This is a genomic window from Aquimarina sp. KJ22-3 (genome assembly GCF_055808215.1).
Map to the genome: position 1 here is coordinate 1,400,911 of NZ_CM147859.1, position 21,478 is coordinate 1,422,388.

The 21,478-nt window shown below is 36.0% G+C and carries 16 protein-coding genes; 9 read left to right on the top strand and 7 right to left on the bottom strand.

Going from position 1 to position 21,478, the window contains the following annotated elements; genetic code table 11:
• Positions 1-41 precede the first annotated feature (41 nt).
• The 5 genes from rluF to AC0L3Q_RS06160 all read right to left on the bottom strand — a co-directional run bounded on the left by rluF (position 42) and on the right by AC0L3Q_RS06160 (position 4,321).
• Positions 42-902, bottom strand: coding sequence for a 23S rRNA pseudouridine(2604) synthase RluF (rluF, locus tag AC0L3Q_RS06140; RefSeq protein WP_473285771.1), 861 nt, complete (start codon positions 900-902; stop codon positions 42-44).
• A 63-nt stretch (positions 903-965) separates the two neighbouring features.
• Positions 966-1,805 (bottom strand): alpha/beta hydrolase, encoded by an 840-nt coding sequence (locus AC0L3Q_RS06145; protein ID WP_473285772.1) that lies wholly within the window; start codon positions 1,803-1,805, stop codon positions 966-968.
• Complete coding sequence (locus tag AC0L3Q_RS06150) at positions 1,802-2,170, bottom strand: cupin domain-containing protein (RefSeq protein WP_473285773.1); 369 nt, start codon at positions 2,168-2,170, stop codon at positions 1,802-1,804. The genes AC0L3Q_RS06145 and AC0L3Q_RS06150 overlap by 4 nt, the downstream gene beginning before the upstream one ends.
• Before the next feature lie 9 nt (positions 2,171-2,179).
• Complete coding sequence (locus AC0L3Q_RS06155) at positions 2,180-2,746, bottom strand: hypothetical protein (RefSeq protein ID WP_473285774.1); 567 nt, start codon at positions 2,744-2,746, stop codon at positions 2,180-2,182.
• A gap of 39 nt (positions 2,747-2,785) precedes the next feature.
• Positions 2,786-4,321 (bottom strand): helicase HerA-like domain-containing protein, encoded by a 1,536-nt coding sequence (locus AC0L3Q_RS06160; RefSeq protein ID WP_473285775.1) that lies wholly within the window; start codon positions 4,319-4,321, stop codon positions 2,786-2,788.
• 108 nt (positions 4,322-4,429) lie between these two features.
• Here AC0L3Q_RS06160 and AC0L3Q_RS06165 point away from each other — a divergent pair, with 108 nt between their 5' ends.
• Positions 4,430-4,876, top strand: a complete 447-nt coding sequence (locus AC0L3Q_RS06165; RefSeq protein ID WP_473285776.1) for a RidA family protein — start codon at positions 4,430-4,432, stop codon at positions 4,874-4,876.
• Between the two features lie 69 nt (positions 4,877-4,945).
• Positions 4,946-5,575 carry a 7-carboxy-7-deazaguanine synthase QueE gene (locus AC0L3Q_RS06170; RefSeq protein WP_473285777.1) on the top strand — a complete coding sequence of 210 codons (630 nt, stop codon included), beginning with the start codon at positions 4,946-4,948 and terminating at the stop codon, positions 5,573-5,575.
• A gap of 1,740 nt (positions 5,576-7,315) precedes the next feature.
• Here the strand turns inward: AC0L3Q_RS06170 and AC0L3Q_RS06175 are convergent.
• Entirely contained in the window at positions 7,316-7,849 is a 534-nt protein-coding gene (locus AC0L3Q_RS06175) for a DUF2911 domain-containing protein (protein ID WP_473285778.1), read from the bottom strand.
• A gap of 262 nt (positions 7,850-8,111) precedes the next feature.
• Between AC0L3Q_RS06175 and asnB the strand changes: the two genes are divergently transcribed.
• Positions 8,112-9,794 carry an asparagine synthase B gene (asnB, locus tag AC0L3Q_RS06180; protein WP_473285779.1) on the top strand — a complete coding sequence of 561 codons (1,683 nt, stop codon included), beginning with the start codon at positions 8,112-8,114 and terminating at the stop codon, positions 9,792-9,794.
• Positions 9,795-9,917: 123 nt separating this feature from the next.
• Here the strand turns inward: asnB and AC0L3Q_RS06185 are convergent, their stop codons facing one another.
• Entirely contained in the window at positions 9,918-11,090 is a 1,173-nt protein-coding gene (locus AC0L3Q_RS06185) for a M12 family metallopeptidase (protein WP_473285780.1), read from the bottom strand.
• Between the two features lie 421 nt (positions 11,091-11,511).
• Between AC0L3Q_RS06185 and gyrB the strand changes: the two genes are divergently transcribed.
• From gyrB to secDF, 6 genes are all read left to right on the top strand, one after another.
• On the top strand, positions 11,512-13,452 hold the full coding sequence (gene gyrB / locus AC0L3Q_RS06190) for a DNA topoisomerase (ATP-hydrolyzing) subunit B (RefSeq protein ID WP_473285781.1): 1,941 nt from the start codon (positions 11,512-11,514) through the stop codon (positions 13,450-13,452).
• 41 nt (positions 13,453-13,493) lie between these two features.
• On the top strand, positions 13,494-15,392 hold the full coding sequence (locus AC0L3Q_RS06195; RefSeq protein ID WP_473285782.1) for an outer membrane protein assembly factor BamB family protein: 1,899 nt from the start codon (positions 13,494-13,496) through the stop codon (positions 15,390-15,392).
• A gap of 95 nt (positions 15,393-15,487) precedes the next feature.
• Positions 15,488-16,489 carry a DUF6588 family protein gene (locus AC0L3Q_RS06200; RefSeq protein ID WP_473285783.1) on the top strand — a complete coding sequence of 334 codons (1,002 nt, stop codon included), beginning with the start codon at positions 15,488-15,490 and terminating at the stop codon, positions 16,487-16,489.
• Between the two features lie 92 nt (positions 16,490-16,581).
• On the top strand, positions 16,582-17,508 hold the full coding sequence (gene mdh, locus AC0L3Q_RS06205; protein ID WP_473285784.1) for a malate dehydrogenase: 927 nt from the start codon (positions 16,582-16,584) through the stop codon (positions 17,506-17,508).
• Positions 17,509-17,581: 73 nt separating this feature from the next.
• Positions 17,582-18,202 (top strand): hypothetical protein, encoded by a 621-nt coding sequence (locus AC0L3Q_RS06210; protein WP_473285785.1) that lies wholly within the window; start codon positions 17,582-17,584, stop codon positions 18,200-18,202.
• A gap of 198 nt (positions 18,203-18,400) precedes the next feature.
• Positions 18,401-21,436 (top strand): protein translocase subunit SecDF, encoded by a 3,036-nt coding sequence (gene secDF, locus AC0L3Q_RS06215; protein ID WP_473285786.1) that lies wholly within the window; start codon positions 18,401-18,403, stop codon positions 21,434-21,436.
• The last annotated feature ends 42 nt before the right edge of the window (positions 21,437-21,478 follow it).

Here is a 21,478-nt window from a genome sequence, read left to right on the forward strand (position 1 = left end):
ATCAGCAAATTGTTTTGAGGAATCAGAAAATTAGGATTTTGTTAACGGCTATTTCTTCTGCGTTTTCTCCTATGGTCGCTGGAAGTATTTCTTTTGGAAGCAGCAGAAGTATTGTTTTTACGATCGATATTTCGTTTTGGCCTTGATCGCTCTTTGTTTTCCTCAAATTTTGAGGCTTCTTCTGTTTTGCTAGAATCCCCTACATCTTTGTTAATGTGTTGCAGTTCCTCTTCTGTAAAATATCTCCACTTTCCGACAGGAACATCCAGAGTAATATTCATGATTCGGATTCTTTTCAGGGATACTACATCATAGCCCAGATATTCGCACATCCTTCTAATTTGTCGATTAAGCCCCTGTGTAAGTACAATTCTAAAAGTAAACTTGCTAATCTGTTCTACCTCGCATTTTCGAGTAACTGTATCCAAAATAGGAATACCATTTCCCATGCGTTTGATAAATTGAGGATTGATCAATTTATTGACGGTAACTATGTACTCTTTTTCGTGATTGTTACGGGCTCTTAGGATCTTATTTACAATATCTCCATCACTAGTAAGAAAAATTAGACCTTCACTGGGTTTGTCGAGACGACCAATTGGGAAAATACGTTTCGGATAATTGATAAAATCAATAATGTTGTCCTTTTCATTTTGAGCGGTGGTACAAACAATCCCTACCGGTTTATTGAAGGCAAGATATACATGTTTTTCTTTAGGTTCTGTTATAAGATCACCATCCACGCGAACTTCATCATCTACAGCCACCTTGGTTCCCATCTCCGGCACTTTCCCGTTGATAGTAACTCTACCTTGCTCAATTAATTTATCAGCTTCACGGCGAGAGCAATATCCTACTTCGCTCAAATATTTATTTAGTCTGGTAAGTTTAGCATTTTCCACACGGCAAAGGTAATTATTAAATTCTATTACCGGTCGGATTTTGGCTTTGTATCAAAAAGATGTTTAGCTTTTTAGAAAAGTAATAATCATATCGTCTACTTCTTCGTAAAATAAAGAGTGACCATAATTTTCGGTAGTGATAAACTGTGATCCTTTCCAACTTTGAGAAATAGCAACGGCTTCATTATAAGGAGCTATGTCGTCATACTTGTCATGAATAAGTAATCCTTTTTTATCTATGGATGTTGCAAATTTTGAAACCGAAAACTCTTCGAAATAAAATCCATATTTGTTTTTAAAAAAGTCATCCAAAGCTTTCATGAATTTTGAAGATAAACGAAGTATTCCTTGAAACTGTCCCATGATTCTTTCTAAATCTGAAGGTGGTGCTAGAATAATGAGTTTATTGATCTCTTGATCAGGATATACGTACTGATGATAAAGTGTTGTCATACCACCTACCGAATGCCCCATAATATGATCAGGGCGATACAATTCGACCATCTTTTGAAGGCATTGGGTGTAAAAAGGAACGCTCAGTATTTTTCCGCTAGAATATCCATGTGCGGGAGCATCAAAAGCAACCACGTTATACCCTTGTTGGTGTAATTTCTCTATGATTCGTTTCCAACGATGAGTATTGCTTTCCCATCCGTGTACCACAAGAATAGTTTCTCCCATGTTGGCCCATCTGTAAGACTGTACATAAATGTCTTCTACGGCAATAACAGCATCTTCTGCTTCATCAAGAAAATCTTCTTGTTCTGGTAATACTTTACCTTTTCGAGGAGTACAAAATAGGACGTAGGCCTTATGTAATGCCTTTTTGGGAGAGAAAAAGAATAATAACTGGAGATATTTTCCAATGAGTAAAGGTGCGTATTTTTTAAATTTTTCTCTCATTCATCTTCTCGATGTACAGCTTCCATAGAAAAAGCAGGAAGACAAATGGCAATATACTCACATTCTTCATCAAATGGGTTAGCATATTGAATTCTTGTATTTTTTTCAATTTTGATGGATTGTCCCGAATGCAGTATTACCTTTTCGCCTTCGATGGTAAACTGTTTCTTACCTCTTATGATATAAGTGTATTCATCAAATTCTGGTGTTTGAAAAGGTTCACTCCATCCTGGGGGAGCAACCATATGCGCAATGCTAATTTGAGAATTACCATCGGTAGCCCTTCCAAAATGCTCTTCGATAAGCTTCCCGTCGGTAGTAGGAACAACAAATGGTGTTTTTTGAATATGATATTTTTTACTCATTCTATAATTTTAATGTTCGCTCCAACTAATCCAGAAATGCTTAATCTTTGCAGTATCAGGGATGTCTGAAACCGTAATTTTGGCGTCCGTCGAGTTTTGAAACGTTACAGGTAATTCTTTTTTATCAATGGTGAAATAGGCCTGAATGCTATCCACAAAGATAACTGCTGTGCTTAAAGTGTTATTGATTTTTGAAATAGTATAATTATCCTTAATACTTTTGAAAGTACTTCCCGAAGATAAGCCAGAAGCCGTTTTATATCTGGCGTCTATAACTTGTATATTTTCTATAGTTGAAGTTGGATCTGATTCGTTTTTGGCTTCGAGTACCAAAAGTTTTGCACCTCCTTTTTCATAAATTTCAATTTCGTTGGATTTGCTCAAAAATTGGTTTCCTGCTTTACGGTTAACAATAGAATCATTGCCAAAAATCGAATCTAATTGATTCAACTGTATCTCATTGGTGAGCAACCCCACTCTGTTTTTAGCAATTTCAAACGGGTCTGGTTGGGATTCTTTTTGACATGAGGTCAAAAGCATTAGAAATATGATGATTCCAAAATATTTAGTAGTCATAATTGTGTGAATTGAATAATTATGTATTGTTAACGTAAATTATTTCAATAACTTATTTAATACTCCCAAAGCTCCTCTAATAAAAGTAGCGCTGGTTAATACTTTTATTACTGCTTTTTCGGTCGCGCTAGATCTTCTACTGCCAGAGCGAGAACTCGAAGAACTTCTTTTTAGCTTTTCTCTTTCTTTTTTTGCAGCGGCTTTGGCTTCTTCAGCTTCCGCTTTTTCAATTTTTTCGTTTAGTAATTCATAAGCGCTTTCCCGATCAATTTCTTCATTATACTTACTGCTTAGCTCCGATTTTTTTAGCAGTGCTTTCAGCTCGGCAGGGGATAATATATCCATTCTACTCATTGGTGCTCTAAGCATGGTTGCAGCCAGTGGCGAAGGTCGCCCTTTTTCATCAAGAGCAGATACCAGGGCTTCACCAATTCCCAAAGAAGTCAATATTTCTTTGGTATCATAGAATTCTGAGATCGGGTAGTTTTCTGCGGTAAGTTTGATTGCTTTTCTGTCTTTAGCAGTAAAGGCACGAAGCGCATGCTGCACCTTCAAACCTAATTGCCCCAGAACTCCGTCAGGGACATCGGTCGGGTTTTGCGTTACGAAATACAGCCCCACACCTTTGGATCGAATTAGCTTTACAATACTTTCGATTTGGTCCATTAAGGCATTTGAGGCTTGTTTAAAAATTAAGTGTGCCTCGTCCAGGAAAATGACTAATTCTGGTCTGTCGCTGTCCCCTTGTTCCGGAAAAGTACCATAAATTTCGGCTAGTAAACTCAACATAAATGTAGAGAACAACTTAGGTCTATCCTGAATATCGGTAAGTCTAATAATGTTGATAATTCCTCTACCGTTGTCATCTACTCGACACAGATCCTGAACGTCAAAAGATTTTTCTCCAAAAAACAGATCAGCTCCTTGTTGTTCTAGTTCTACAATTTTTCTCAAAATGGATCCGGTAGAAGCGGCAGAAATACGACCGTAGTCTTTTTCTAGTTCTTTTTTACCTTCACGAGTAGCAAATTGGAGTACTTTTTTGAGATCTTTTAGATCCAGAAGCGGAAGTTTATTATCGTCACAATACTTAAAAATGATCGAAATGATTCCTGCCTGTGTTTCGGTTACATCTAAAATTCTGGATAATAATACTGGTCCAAATTCGCTAATAGTGGCTCTCAATCGAACACCATCTTGCTCTGATAAAGAAAGTATTTCTACTGGAAAATCTTTGGCTTCAAAAGGAATTTTTATTTTCTCATGGCGTTCATCAATTTTAGGATGCCCTACACTTGCCGCAGCAATACCACTCAAATCACCCTTGATATCCATCAATAAAACTGGGATACCTTTTTCGCTCAGGTTTTCTGCCAGAACTTGTAACGTTTTTGTTTTTCCCGTACCTGTTGCACCAGCGATTAACCCATGGCGATTTAAGGTTTTTAAAGGAACTTTTACATGAGCATCACCAATTGTTTCTCCATTCAGCATGGCGGCTCCCACGGTTAAATAATCTCCTTTAGTTGTATATCCTTGGTTTATATGATCAAGAAATGCCTGATGATCGCTCATAGTAGATGTAATTTTTGATAAAAATAGGAATCTTAACTTTTCTATTGAAATTATACGCTATTTTTAATCAGAATTAAAGAGCTACATCATCTATATTAAGACACTACTATGAAAAAAATCATGTTTTTATTTTTAACGACTGTATTATTTTGTGCCTGTCAAACTAACACCTCTCAAGCAGTAATTTTTCATGAAACTCATGAGCCTAAGAAGGCAAATGCTCCATTTTCGGACGCGGTACAAGTAGGTAATATGTATTTTTTATCGGGACAGGTAGGAATGGATCATACTTCACGCAAATTGGTGTCTGGAGGTATAGAAGCAGAAACCAAACAAACTCTGGAAAATATTAAAGCAGTGTTGGCACAGCACGATATGGAAATGAAAGATGTGGTGAAGTGTACTGTAATACTGGCGGATATCAAGGATTTTTCTACATTCAATAGTATTTATAAGACTTATTTTCCCCAAAAGCCAGCTCGAACCACTTTTGCTGCCAAAGACCTTGCTGTAGGAGCAAAGATAGAGATCGAGTGCATCGCTGTAAAAAAATAGTAGGTGTTTCAATAATCCAATTCAAGTAATTTGATATAATTCTTTTATGTTGTGTACCTTTGCACCCTTATGCAAAAGAGTACACAGGAATTAGTAAATCTGGGAGAAATGCTTCCTTTGATGGAGGAGTTCTACACGATTCAGGGCGAAGGGTACCACAAAGGTACTGCTGCCTATTTTGTTCGTATAGGCGGATGTGATGTAGGATGTCATTGGTGTGATGTAAAGGAAAGCTGGAATGCAGAGCTTCATCCACCTACACAAACCGATCTTATAGTAAACACTGCATTGAAGTATAGTGATGTGGTTGTGGTTACAGGAGGAGAACCTTTAACATGGGATATGACATTGTTAACCAAAGGACTGAGAGAAGGAGGAGCAAAAACACATATCGAAACTTCTGGGGCTTATCCAGTAAGTGGTAAATGGGATTGGGTTTGTCTTTCACCAAAAAAAGTAAAACTACCGGTAGCTGAGATTTATCCGTTGGCTGATGAGTTAAAGTGTATTGTTTATAATAAAAGTGATTTTGCTTTTGCAGAAGAGCAAGCTTCCAAAGTTTCGGAAGACTGTATATTGTATCTACAACCAGAATGGAGCGTAAGAGAAAAGATGATTCCATTGATCGTTGATTATGTAATGAAAAACCCTAAATGGAAAGTTTCTTTACAAACTCATAAATATTTGAATATTCCATAACAAAAATCCTAGAGAATTACGGTTTTCCTTTTTTTGTAAGAAAATACAAGTAATTGATAACTATAAGTTTATGGTAAAACCATAGCTGTAAGGGAAATTTCCCTTGAACTGCATGTGGCTCGCGAAAGAAAAACCTTACTTCTTATTTTTTCTGTTTCCTTGTACAAACGTATTTTATCCCTTGTTTTAAGTTTTGTAACGAAAGTTTAAGTTTTAGTTAACACCAAACTTGACAACAATCTTTTTGAGTGTTAGCTTTACATAACTATTTTTAAATCAGAGGGCTATGAAACAATTTTACACTATTTTTGGACTACAAGTTAAATCGGTAATGGGCTTTATCAGCGAGTTACCAAGTGCATCAAAATATGCAATGCGTAGATAATAATAAGATTTGTATCAGACGGTATAAGTCTTATTAATGTCTATGGGTTAAGGCACTATATTTAAGGAGGTTAGTATTTTGCTAACCTCTTTTTTTGTAGGAAAATTCAATATTTTTTTGTAGGATCTTTTTTATAGATATGCACTTGTCGTAGCAATCGTGTGATTCATCAAAAAGTCTAAACATACTTTTTAATATCCTTTACATTCTCGAATGGATTAATTAAATTTAATACCAGTTAAATTCTAAATCATTCACACATGGATAAGTTTTTTAGAAATATCTGGTTGGGTATAAAATCTTTTATAGGTTTTATCAAAGACCTTCCTGGAGCTTCTGGTAATGCAATGCGTCATTAGGAGTTCGTAAGAAGCCAGATTTTAAGAATAAACAAAAAGTTTACAAACAAAAATAATGAAGAGACTATCCCCAAATGGTGTAGTCTCTTTTTTTATAAAATTAAAATGTTTTTGGTTGTCAAATTATAGAGTATTTATATACGTTACATCAATTTTGATGTAAAAGAACGATATGTTGAGGGAAGGAAGAAGTTTTACAGAAAAGCTTAAGAAGCATTAAGGGGAAAATACCCCTAAATATCTATTAGTTTGCGTAGGATATTTCTTCAAAAATTAACTTTAAAAATGTTTTATAATGTAGAACGGCGATGTATATAGAAGTATATCTAAAACTCGTCTTTATGAATGTTAATTTTTTCACCCCCACAGTCAACGGTAGTATCTTTGTATAACAAATTACAAATCAAAGGATTATGAAGTTATTTTACGGTATTTTGGTAATTGATTTGAAAGCTTTAAAGAATTTCTTGAAGCAATTGCCATCGGCTTGCAGTAATGCAATTCATAGATAATGAATTTTCGATTTTTTTCGAGAATAGAGGGAAGTGAAGATTACGATTTTGTAAATAAATAATTATGGAATTTGGGGAATTCACCCCATTTTCCTTGTAAAAAACAACAATGTTAACCGGGGAAATTATAGTCAATAAAATTTTTTGTGCTTGTTGTCGATAAAATATTCGGTTATATCTAAAAATATTGAAAATTATTGATTGCCAATTATTTGAGTGGTATATTTGTTTAACGTTAATTTAATATAGAAATATGGGGCTATTTTACACTAAATTCAGATTAACCTTTAGAATTGTAATGGAATTTCTAGGAGACTTACCTGGAGCTTCAAGTCATGCAATCCATAGGTAAGCGAAAAAAGAAATCATTATCCTTAATGTGCAAAGGATAATCCAAATCATTAATTTAGGGCATAAATTAAAAAGAAAACAGCTTGAGATATCAAGCTGTTTTTTTATTCGTTATTGTATATAATCTAATGGATTACATATAAAAAGGTACTTCTACACGAGTTGCATCCCAACCCATAACCATATGATATCCTTTATCAACTTTTTTGAAAGCAATAGAGAATACTTCTAAAGCATCTCCCGATGAAGCTGGTACAGTAATTCTGGCAGCATCCTTTCCTTTGTCATAAGAATATGCTCCCCAGCTGTCAAGATCAGAATTTAGAATGATCGTCCATTCTTTTTCTCCAGGAATAGTAAACAAAGAGTATGTTCCTGCTTTTACAGTTTTGTCTCCCATTTTTACATCTTGGAAAAATTTGATTTCTGTAGCTTCGTCAGCACCAGTTCTCCAAACCTTGTCATATTTAACTAAGTCTCCAAAAATAGTTCTTCCCTTTTTTTGAGGTCTACTATAAATAACTTTAATTTCTGGTTTAGCACTTCTGTCCGCTTTAGCATAAACGATATCTGTTGGACTTTTTTGTAATCCAGCAAATTTTTGAGCATTTACAGTAGATAATGCCCCAATAAACATAATAGCAATTAGTAAGAGTGATTTTTTCATAATTCAAATTTTATTAAAAACAATATAGTCGTAAAGATATATGCGAACTTATAAGCTAAATGTTAATCGAGTCTATAAATTGTGTTAAAAGTTTTCTATAACAGTTTGATAGTAATTGTGGCTAAAATCTATTTTTTTATTACAATTTATGTGTATATATAATTTTTTTGGTTTCATATTAATGTTATTTGGGTGGTATGTGTTTACAATTTTAAACTATTAAGCCATATTTGAACTCTCAATTAATAGAAAAAGAAAAATTATGTGCGGTATTGTTTGTGCTTTTGATTTAAAGCAAGATGCTGAGGTGTTAAGACCTCAATTATTAGAAATGTCAAAAAAAATAAGACATAGAGGACCGGATTGGAGCGGGATCTTCGCAAACGACAAGGCGATTTTAGCACATGAGCGATTAGCGATAGTAGACCCTGTATCAGGAAAGCAACCATTGTTTAGTGAGGATAAGAAGTTGATTTTGGCAGCCAATGGAGAGATTTATAACCACAGAGAACTTCGTAAACAATTTGAAGGTAAGTACAATTTCCAGACGGAGTCTGATTGTGAAGTGATTTTAGCTTTGTATAAAGAAAAAGGACCCGATTTTGTAGATGAGCTTAATGGTATTTTCGCTTTTGCACTATATGATGTAGAAAATGACTTATACATGGTTGCTCGTGATCACATGGGGATCATACCCTTATATATGGGATGGGATAAAAACGGAACTTTTTATGTAGCTTCAGAACTAAAAGCTCTGGAAGGTGTGTGTACTAAAATTGAATTGTTTTCTCCCGGTCATTACCTATTTAGTAAGGATACTGAGTTAACCAAATGGTATGTAAGAGATTGGACAGATTATGAAGCGGTAAAAGATAACCAAACCAGTATTGATGAGGTGAGAGACGCTTTAGAAGCTGCGGTTCATCGACAACTGATGTCTGATGTACCTTATGGAGTTTTACTATCAGGAGGATTAGATTCTTCAGTTACTTCTGCAATTGCTAAGAAGTATGCCGATAAAAGAATAGAGTCTGATGATGCAGATGCAGCGTGGTGGCCAAGATTACACTCGTTTTCTGTTGGGTTAGAAGGATCTCCTGATCTTGCTGCAGCCCAAAAAGTAGCGGATCATATTGGTACTGTGCATCATGAAATTAAATTTACAATTCAGGAAGGATTAGATGCAATAAAAGATGTGATCTACAATCTGGAAACCTATGATATAACCACCATTAGAGCCTCTACGCCAATGTATTTGATGGCGAGAGTAATTAAATCTATGGGAGTAAAAATGGTATTGTCTGGCGAAGGTGCAGATGAAATCTTTGGAGGATACTTGTACTTTCATAAAGCACCCAATGCTCAGGAGTTTCATGAAGAGACGGTGCGTAAGTTGAGTAAGCTTCATATGTATGATTGCTTACGAGCTAACAAATCTCTTGCAGCATGGGGAATCGAAGGGCGTGTTCCATTTTTGGATAAAGAATTTATGGATGTAGCCATGCGAATTAATCCACAAGATAAGATGATCAATGGCGAAAGAATGGAAAAATGGGTAATAAGAAAAGCCTTCGAATCTTATTTGCCAGAAAGTGTAGCGTGGAGACAAAAAGAGCAGTTTTCTGATGGAGTAGGGTACAGCTGGATAGATACTTTGAAAGAAGTGGTAGAAAGAGAAGTTTCTGATGAGCAAATGGCAAATGCACATTTTAGATTTCCTATACAAACCCCTCAAAATAAAGAAGAGTTTTACTACCGTTCGATATTCGAGAGTCATTTTCCTAGCGATGTAGCAGCCCTAAGCGTGCCTCAGGAAGCATCGGTAGCTTGTAGTACCAAAATTGCTTTAGAATGGGATGAAGCCTTTAAAAATATGAATGACCCTAGCGGAAGAGCCGTAGCCAACGTGCACGAAGAAGCTTACGAGTCTGTAGAAGCTGTATAAGAAGAAATTGAAGAATTCAGTTTATTTGCTAGCTGAAAGTTGAGTTTAATTGAGAGTATAAAACCCTGAGAAGTGAGTTCTCAGGGTTTTATTTTGATTAATTAATTATATAATGAAATTGGTTTAGTTTCCACATCTTCCTTGGTTTGCCCATCTAAAATTGCTCTGCAATTCATACAAGAACCCTTGGTATGTTACTTCGTCTCCTGGTGAGTATCTTGTCGATCTGTTATAAGGTTCCACTCCTTCGCAAATATCTGCAGGATTAGGATTGGTGTTTTCGCATTGCCCGATACGATTCCATCTTGTGAAATCTCTTTCGTATAAGAACCCTTGATAGGTCACTTTATCTCCAACATTATATTGTCTTCCTCGAACCCATTCTTCAACTCCGGCACAGATGTCATTATCTCCGCCACCATCTCCACCGCCACCATCGCCAGGGTATACCTGATTGGTGCCAGCAATATCTCCGGCAGATAATCTCGGTTGTCTTCTTGGGTGTGTAGAACCGTCTAAAAGAGTAATGGTTGGTTGACCGTTTTTACTAAATGTAAAAGCTCCGTACATCATTGTAGACTGAATATCAAAATCTCCAATCAATTGTGCGCTATTACTTTTTCTGAACTGGCTTTCTGCTCCATCTTGAATGTTTTCAAATCTAATGATTACATGGTCATCTCTATCAGATCGGTTTTGCTCATGAATGTATCCTAATGTATGACCGATCTCATGGATCATTACTACTTCACTGGTTCTTGTTCCGATGTTAATTCTTCCTCGATCCCCAATTACACCGAGATTTGCTGAACCACAATTACAGGTATTTCCATTATTTCTTATGGTTACATAATAGTTCTCATTAGTTCTTTCTTTAAAGCGAACATTGGTTTTTGTAGACCACTCTTGCATAGAGTTAAGTGTCACTTGTATTTGGTTTGATGTCAAACTGTTATCTAGTACATAGATGACAGTATTGTTTGGCCATTTACGTACCCCTCCGGCTAAGCCTAGTTTTTGATCTTCGTCTGAGCCAGGTTCGGGAGATTTGTTGAAATCTATAGCAGTATCCGTAAGTTGATCTTCGGTAAAGATCACATCATCATGCAGATACAATCCTTCTCCCAGGTCTTCTACCTGAATAGATTCTCCCAAAAAGAATTTTTCGATAAGTTGAGGTTGTTCTCCTACGGGGTTTGGTAATTCATCAAAGCTTTCGTTAGAACAGGAGGTCATAAATAGTCCCAGACTAAATAGCGATACCTTTGCTAAATTAATTAGGTTTTTCGTTTTCATTTTAAAGTTTAAATTACGGGTTTGTGTTTTGTTACAGCAGTCATAACTTGATGTTTCCTGTGGTTAGTACAAATCATCAGGTTAAAAAAATCTAAAAAATGTTAATTATTCATAAGGCCTGAGTATTCGTAAGAGATGAGTGAGTAAGCGTAGATATCTAATGCTTTTTTTATCTTGCGAACTGGATTTTTTATCCTCATTTGAGGATAAATGGAATGCACTTAAAGAAATATTAAAATTTTTATAAAACCCGTTTAAGGGTGTTTTTATCGTTTTTAAGAGCTTTTTTTGTTTTTCTGGTATTTATCTTAACTAATTGTTGATAACTCTTTAAATCATCTTTGTGAAAAGGCTTTTATCCTTTTAGTGTTTTTTTATCTTTGTTCGTTGACCAAAATTATCATAAAAATAAAGCTGGTTTATGAGCGAAGAACAAAAGAAAAGTAATTATTCCGCCGATAGTATTCAGGCGTTAGAGGGAATGGAGCACGTAAGGATGCGTCCGTCCATGTATATTGGAGATGTAGGAGTAAGAGGACTACACCATTTGGTATACGAGGTTGTGGATAACTCTATCGATGAAGCGTTGGCAGGACACTGTGATACCATCGATGTAACCATTAATGAAGATAACTCCATTACTACCAAGGATAATGGGCGAGGGATTCCGGTTGGGATACACAAAAAAGAAGGCGTTTCTGCCCTAGAAGTGGTAATGACCAAGATCGGTGCGGGAGGTAAATTTGATAAAGATTCCTATAAAGTTTCTGGGGGTCTGCATGGAGTAGGTGTATCCTGTGTTAACGCATTATCGGATCACTTGCACGCGATAGTGCATAAAGAAGGTAAAGTATGGGAGCAAGAATATGAAAGAGGAAAACCTTTGTATCCGGTAAAATCAACAGGTGATACCGATTTTAATGGTACAATAGTGACCTTTAGACCTGATCCAACAATTTTCCAACAGACCTTGGAGTATAATTATGATACTCTTGCTAGTCGTATGCGCGAGTTGGCATACCTCAATAAGGGGATTACGATCACTTTAACCGATAAGCGTCACCAGGATGAAGAAGGGAATAATGTATCTGAAATTTTTCATTCTCAAGAAGGACTAAAAGAATTTGTAAGATTTCTTGATGCTAGTCGTAGCCCGATTATAGGAGATGTAATTTCTATGGAAGGAGAAAAGAACAATATTCCGGTAGAAGTGGCGATGATTTATAATGATTCATATGCAGAGAATCTTCATTCGTATGTGAATAATATTAATACTCATGAAGGAGGTACTCATCTCTCAGGGTTTAGGAGAGGACTTACGTCTACACTAAAAAAATATGCAGATTCTTCTGGAATGCTCGATAAATTGAAATTCGAAATTTCTGGTGATGATTTCCGAGAAGGACTTACTGCGATTGTTTCGGTAAAAGTAGCTGAGCCTCAGTTCGAAGGACAAACAAAAACCAAATTAGGTAACCGTGAGGTGACTTCTGCAGTATCTCAAGCTGTTTCTGAAATGCTTGAGAATTATCTGGAAGAAAACCCTTCAGATGCTAAAACTATTGTAGAAAAAGTAATTCTTGCAGCACAAGCACGTCATGCAGCCAAGAAAGCTCGTGAGATGGTGCAACGTAAGAGTGTGATGAGTATTGGAGGGCTTCCTGGAAAGCTTTCTGATTGTTCTGAACAAGATCCAGCATTGTGTGAAGTGTTCCTGGTAGAGGGTGATTCTGCAGGTGGAACTGCAAAACAAGGTCGTGATCGTATGTTTCAGGCAATTCTTCCGCTTCGTGGAAAAATCTTGAATGTAGAAAAAGCGATGCATCATAAGGTGTTTGAGAATGAAGAAATCAAGAATATTTTTACAGCTTTAGGAGTAACTATTGGAACAGAAGAAGATAGTAAAGCGTTAAACCTATCAAAACTACGATATCACAAAATTGTAATCATGTGTGATGCCGATGTTGATGGTAGTCATATTTCTACCTTGATTTTAACATTCTTTTTCAGATATATGAAAGAGCTTATTGAAGCTGGACATATATATATAGCGGCACCACCTCTATACTTAGTGAAAAAAGGAGCTAAAAAGCAGTATGCATGGAATGATGATCAACGTGATCAAATTGTTAGAGAGTTTGGTGAGAATTCCAAAATCCAGCGATATAAGGGTCTTGGAGAGATGAACGCAGAGCAATTATGGGATACAACTATGAATCCTGAATATCGAACGCTGCGTCAAGTTAGTATTGATAATCTTACCGAAGCAGATCGTATTTTCTCGATGTTGATGGGAGACGAGGTACCGCCACGTAGAGAATTTATAGAGAAAAATGCGGTGTATGCAAATATAGATGCTTAGTTTTACAATTGAGATCTAATAATTAATCTAACACACTAACTATGAAATTTTATAGAACTACGCGCGTCTTTTTGCTGTTCGCGTTTATTTCAGTCATTTCCTATGCTCAATTTCAACAGCCAAGTTCGGTGGTGAAATTGAATGAAAGTGCTAAAGAATTGCTATTGAATGATGTAACCGGTTATATTGTAGTACTAACCGGCAAAAGTTATTCGGGAATAGATACCAGTACCAATAAAAAGGTTTGGGAAAAAGAATTTTCTGCATTTTCATTTATGTCTCAAGTCCTTACAAATGGAGGTATTAGCTTAGACATGTTTTCTTCAGAAAAGACAAAAGTACTTTCTAACGTACAGGATACTCCTTATATGAATATCGATTTGGGAGGTGCTTTTCTTGTGATCAATACATTCAACGGAGAGTTGGTATTTGATTCTAGTAAAGTAAATGGTACTGTTGAAAACATTGGTTTTTTACCAGAAAAATTAGCGTTTCTGATCGATACCGAGCATAATCAGCAACTATACGTATCCTTATATTCATTAGAGGATCAAAAAATAGCATGGTCTACCAAAATAGGGGAGAAGTCTTCTTTCCTAAAATGGCTTTTTGATGCACAAGCTAACCGATCAAAAGTAGAAGGAGAATTTGGATTTATCCCAAGAGGAAACTCTATATATAAAATCAACCTGTCATCGGGTGAGATCGTATGGAAAAGTGATAGCGAAAGAAAAATTTCTGAATTCTTAATTACTGAAGGAGGAAAAAATATCATTACGCTAGAAAAAGGTAAAGGACTTGGCGGTGCTCTGGGAACAAAACAAAACTTAAATGTTTTGGATCCGCAAACAGGAAAATTTAACTGGGATAAAAGTATCTCAACAAAATCTGTGGCCTTTATTCAAGATTTAGGAGATGAGTTTATTTTTGCGCACTACAATGGTTTTAATAAATACAACTACAAAACCGGTGAAAAGGCATGGAAAAAAGATCCTAGAGGGAAAAGATTTTCTGATGTGATTTTACTTGAAGAAGGATATTTATATACTGCGGGTAACGAAATGTTATTGATCGATGAAAACGGAGAGAAGAAATGGAAAAAATTCATTGAGATCTCTGATAATAAAGAAGATAATGTTTTTGTTTTGCAAAAGATTAAAGGAGATAAGGTAATGTATGTAACCAGCACCTATGCAAATCTTGTGGATATTAAAACAGGAAAGCGAATCTGGAAAAAGAATTTGAAGTTTAACGAGAAAAGACCAACGCAAGTAGCTTATGATGAAGCTACCGATAAGTTTATCGTATATCACGATGAGGAGTTTTTTGCACTTACTTCTGCTTTAACTGAGCGTCCAGATCCTTTAACAGAATTGAAAATCAAAAAAGAAAAAGATATCAATAATCTTGAAATAAGAGATAAAGGATATTACTTAAGTGGTTTAGGTGAAGTAGCCTATGTTGATAAAGCTGGAAAAGTATTGTATCAAAAATTCTATAAAGAACCAGGTGGTTTTGGAAGAGGATTGGCAAAAGTTGGGCTTGGAGTAGCTGCTGTTGGTGCAGATATTGTAGCTAATACCACTTTGGAAACTGTTTCTACAGATAGAAATGGAAATACGGTAAGAACCTCTTCTCCTGCTTTTGGTAGTAATGAAAGAGCTGTTGCTGGTGATGTGCTTGGTTTTGCAGATGCAGAATTGGCGGTTATCAAAAGAAGATTTGATGCCACTAGAAATTCAGAAAATTTTGGTTTTTTCTTCTCTAGAGAAAAAGATCAGCAAGAAGAAAATGCAAAAGTATTGGTGAAATTAGAAAAGGATACGGGTAAAGAAGTTTCTAAATATCAGTTTTCTAATAACAAACCAGAATATACCATTGACGGTTTAACAGGAACCGTATATTATCTCTATAAAGATGAAATTCAAGTATTTGAATAAAACTTATAGATATACATCATAAATATTTGATTAATCCGTTACATGACAAGGTGTAGCGGATTTTTTTATATTGCAAAGCCTTTAAATCATAATTCATGAAAAAAACCATTCTAATCTTTGTGTTATTTTTCAATGGCGTTTTGTTTTCCCAAACGGATATTGATCAGATTCTCGAAATTGGTGTCGAAAACGCTCAACGATTTAGTGAAGATTATTTTGCTCCAGCTGGAGAAGCTTTGATAAATGCAATGTCTAATGGCTGGTATACCACTGCGGAAACCAAGAAACTATGGCATTTTCAAGTAGGCTTTGTAGGTAATCTGTCTTTTGTAAGAGAAGACAAACAATCGTTTTTATTTCGTACGGCAGAATACACAGATATTACCCTTCCCGATGGATCTTTCAGTCAATTTGTTTCTTCGGCCTTAGGATCTAATTCTGGAGATATTACAGTGATTATTAATGAGGGTAGTGCATCTCAATTGGAGGTTACATTACCAGACGGTATTGGTAATTCGGCTATTGGTTCTGTTCCCAGTGGGTTTTTACAAGGATCAATGGGATTAATTAAAAGTACTGAGATAAAAGTTAGATTCTTACCTCGTATAAAGGCAGTCGAAGATGCAGAAATCCAGTTGTATGGAGTCGCTTTTCAGCACGAGTTTACAGATTGGATTTTTAGAACCAAAAGATGGCCGGTAAGACTTTCTGCTCTTTTGGGATATACCAATGTAAAAGGGTTTTATGATTTGAATGGGGCAGGTGGAGTACCTGGTACTGGACAAGAAGTAGAACTCAATTCAAATTCCTGGTTGCTCACAAGTATAGTATCTACAAAAATGCCAATACTTAACTTTTATGGAGGACTAGGGTATTATTTTGGATCTAATGATGCAGATCTCTTAGGAACCTATCAGATACAAAATGGTCCTTTTGCCTCAGTAGAGGTAGTCGATCCAATTAGTGTACGAACAAAAACAAAAGGGGTAAAGGCAACATTAGGAGCTAGAGTTGCTTTTGGAGTATTTAATGCTAATTTGGATTATAGCTTTCAGAATTTTAATAATCTTTCTCTTGGACTTCGTTTTGGATGGTAATTTAACTTTTTAATTGTGAATTATTTTGTTAAAGAATTCGTACTTTCGCGACTACAAAATAAATAAGTTTAATTACATCAAAATCATATAAAATGAAAGTTACAGTAGTAGGAGCTGGTGCGGTTGGTGCAAGTTGTGCCGAGTATATAGCCATAAAGAATTTTGCTTCAGAAGTTGTATTGTTAGACATCAAAGAAGGATATGCAGAAGGTAAAGCAATGGACCTTATGCAAACTGCTTCTTTAAATGGGTTCGATACCAAAATAACAGGAACCACTGGAGACTATTCTAAAACTGCTGGAAGCGATATCGCTGTAATTACTTCAGGAATTCCTCGTAAACCAGGAATGACAAGAGAAGAATTAATAGGAATCAATGCAGGGATTGTAAAAACTGTATCTTCTAGTCTTATAGAACACTCACCAAATGCGATCATCATCGTAGTGAGTAACCCGATGGATACCATGACGTATTTAGTACACAAAACAACAGACCTTCCTAAAAACCGAATTATCGGTATGGGAGGAGCTTTGGATAGTGCACGTTTTAAATACAGACTAGCAGAAGCTTTAGGAGCACCAATCTCTGATGTAGACGGAATGGTAATCGGTGGACATAGTGATAAAGGTATGGTTCCACTTACGAGACTAGCGACAAGAAACAGTGTGCCTGTTTCAGAGTTTATCTCAGACGAGAGATTGGATCAAGTAGCGGCGGATACCAAAGTTGGTGGTGCTACATTGACTAAATTATTAGGAACTTCTGCATGGTATGCTCCAGGAGCAGCAGTTTCAGGATTAGTACAGGCGATTGCTTGTGATCAAAAGAAAATTTTCCCATGTTCTACTTTCTTAGAAGGAGAATACGGGCTAAACGATATTTGTATTGGTACTCCAGTAGTTTTGGGTAAAAATGGAATCGAAAAAGTTGTAGAAATAGAGCTTAGCGATGCTGAAAAAGCCAAATTAACGGAAAGTGCTGAAGGTGTGAAGAAAACAAATGGATTATTAGAATTGTAATCATTTCGATCTTCTTACAAGGTTTATAGTAAAAGCTGCTTTGATGCAGCTTTTATTTTTTTATATTTGCCGCATGAGTAAAAAATGGTATTTCGGTATTCTGATGACCACATTTACGCTGCTTATTGCTTTGCAGCGTAATGCCGTAGTACCTAATCAAGAGATCGTTCTCGAATTTGAGACCGTTGATATTACTTCTGTAGAAGCTCAAAACACCATTGCTTTTGTAAAAAAGCAATTACAATCCATTGGTGTTCAAAACACAAGATTATCGCAAGATGTAGAAGCGGGAAAGCTTAAAATCACTTACTATAGCGAAGCTGATGTAGAAGAGATCAAACGTATTTTTTCTCAGGATGAACGTATTGCTATTGATCACTTGCAACTTGATCGTCATAGCAATAACAATGAAGCTCCAAGTGATAAAGACGCTAGAGATTATAGTTTAAATGTTTATGAAATCCAGAAAAGTATAGATACGGATACTGGATTTAATGGTGCTGTTATCGTAGAGATTAAACATGCGCAACATGGAGATTCAAACGGTTATTCATTTCATGCTCTTAGTGTAAGTAACTATAATGACCTTGATCGACAGATCAGGGTAACACAAAAAATATATGCTGCTATTGCTTTTGCGATAGACAGGACTACACGTAAAATTCCTGAAGTAAGAGCCGGACCTTTGGCTTAAAAAACGGAATTTAATACCCCGTAAAAAGTAATCCATAAAGTACAAGAGTACGTCTCGTATACTTTATGTATCTCATCAACATTGCAAAATGGTGATGTTGATCCTATTTAAGAACAATAAATCATCAAATTAAATAATTGTCAAACATAAGAGCATGCATCTCGGATGCTCTGAAGATTTGACCTAAATCATTACACAATGCAAAATAAAGGAGTTGTAAGGATATTTGCGATTTTATTTGGATTGGTTTGTATTTACCAATTATCGTATACCTATCTAACTTACACAAAAGAAAAAGAGGCAGAAGCCTATGCCATTCAGAAATACCCAGAATCGGTTGAGAATTACTCGAAACTAAGAGAAGTAGCAGAGAGTACTTACCTTGATTCTATCGGTAAAGAAGAGATCTTTGCAGGAATTTCTTATAACGATGCAAAAGATAAAGAGCTAAACAAAGGTCTTGACCTTAAAGGAGGAATCAACGTCATTCTTCAGATTTCGGTAAAAGACATTTTGAAAGGACTTTCAAATAATTCTAAAGATCCGTCTTTCAACCAAGCACTTTTGGCAACAGACGAGATCCAAAAGAATAGTCAAAATACTTATATCGAAGATTTCTTTACTGAGTTCGAAAAAATACCGGATGCGCAATTAGCTTCACCAGATATTTTTGCGAATAAGAACTTAAGTGATGATATCACTTATGATATGAACAACGATCAGGTAAAACCTGTGTTAAGAAGAAAGATCGATGAGTCTGTAACTTCAGCTTTCGAAGTACTTCGAAAGCGTATTGATAAGTTTGGAGTTACACAACCAAATATCCAACGTCTTGGAGAATCTGGAAGAATCTTGGTAGAATTGCCTGGGGCAAAAGATGTAGACAGGGTAAGATCATTACTACAGAGTACGGCTCAATTAGAATTCTGGGACGTATATAAAGCTGAAGAGATTTTCCCATTCTTGTTTACAGCAAACAACTTGCTAAAAGAAAGATTAGATAAGACTAAGGAAGAAGTTAAGACTGAAGTTGAGGAAAAAAGCGAAGTAGTTGAAGATTCTACGCAAACTGATACTACAAAATCTGACGAAGATGCGGCAATCGAAGATCTATTAGAAGACGCAGCAGAAGATTCTACCAATGTAGAAGCTCAGGTAAATCCAATATTTGATCTGATGGCTGGCCAAGGAGGTCAAGGAGGTCCTGTGGTGTTGTCTGTAGAAAAGAAGAACGCAGATCAAATGATGGCGTATCTTAACGATCCAGAAGTAAGAGCATTATTACCACAAGAGTTACGATATGTAAAATTTGCTTGGGGTAAAGCGGTTAAGGATTCTGAAATTATTGATCTATATGCTATAAAGAGTAATAGAGATAGCACTCCTGAATTAAGTGGAGGAGTAATTACAGACGCTAGACAAGAGTACAACCAATTAGGTAAAGTAACGGTTACTATGCAAATGGATGGTAAAGGAGCTAAGAAATGGGAAGAAATGACCGGTCGTGCCTTTAGCCAACGAAGCCAAATTGCAATCGTTCTTGATGATATCGTATATTCTGCTCCAGGAGTTACTACCGGTGCTATTAGCGGTGGTAGAAGTGAAATTACTGGAGAATTTACTATTGAAGAAGGGCAAGATTTAGCCAACGTATTAAGAGCAGGTAAATTACCAGCATCTGCAGATATCATCCAAAGTGAGGTAGTAGGTCCATCTCTTGGACAAGAAGCTATTGATAGTGGTGTAATGTCGTTTGCTATTGCATTGGTATTGATCCTGATCTGGATGATTTTTTACTATGGTAAGGCAGGAGCATTTGCTGATGTTGCATTGGTAGTAAATATCCTTTTCATTTTTGGAGTATTAGCCGGATTAAAAGCAGTATTGACACTTCCTGGTATCGCCGGTATTGTATTAACGATCGGTATGTCGGTGGATGCAAACGTGTTAATCTTCGAAAGGATTAGAGAAGAATTGGCCAAAGGAAAGTCTCAGGTAGATGCCATCAAAGATGGATTTAATAATGCATTATCTTCTATTCTTGATGCAAACATCACTACGGGTCTTACGGGTCTGATCTTATTAACTATCGGTACAGGTCCAATTAAAGGTTTTGCAACTACCTTATTAATCGGTATTCTTACATCGTTATTTACAGCGATTTTTGTGACTCGTTTGTTTATTGATGGATATGGTAAGAACGGTAAAGAATTAATGTTTGCTACTGGGGCTACCAAGAACTTATTTAAGAATGTAAATATCAACTTCTTAAAGAAGCGTAAAATAGCTTACATTATATCAGGAATCATTATTATCGCTGGTGTTGGTTCGTTATTTACCAATAGCCTGGATTATGGTGTAGACTTTGTTGGAGGTAGAACGTATACTGTTCGTTTTGCTAAGGACGTGGTACCATCTGCAATAGAAAAGGATCTTGTGGCCGTTTTCGAAAGTGCACAGGCAAAGACGTTAGGTGCTAAGAACCAGTTAAAGATTACTACCAAATATAAAGTAAACGAGACCGGAGAAGATATTGATACTGAAATTTCGAATAAATTATACGAAGCTTTAAAGCCAAACTTACCTGAAGGTTTGTCTTACGATCAGTTCTCTAATGGAGACGAAGAAAAGCAAGTAGGTATCATGTCATCGATGAAAGTGGGGCCAACCATTGCTGATGATATTAAGCAAGCGGCTTTCTGGTCGGTATTAGGATCATTGATTGTGGTGTTCTTATATATCTTATTACGATTTAGAAGATGGCAATTTAGTTTAGGTGCCGTAGCTGCGGTATTCCATGATGTATTGATCGTGTTAGGTATTTTCTCATTAACATGGAAATTTATGCCGTTCAACATGGAGATCGATCAGGCATTTATTGCAGCAATCCTAACGGTAATTGGATACTCTCTGAATGATACAGTGGTTGTATTTGATAGGATCAGGGAATTCTTCCAGGAGCATACTTCTTGGCCTTTGGATAAAAATGTAAATGGAGCCTTAAACAGTACGTTAAGCCGTACGTTGAATACCTCGTTAACTACCTTATTAGTACTTATCGCAATCTTCATATTTGCGGTACCACTTAGAGGATTTATGTTCTCGTTAATCATCGGGGTATTGGTAGGTACATATTCTTCGTTATTCATTGCTACACCGATCATGCATGATACGGTAAGCAAAGTGGGTCTTAAAATAAAAGAGCCTGAAACTGAAGAGAAAAAGAAAAAATAATTTTCTTGATTATACACAAAAAACCCATCAATTATTGATGGG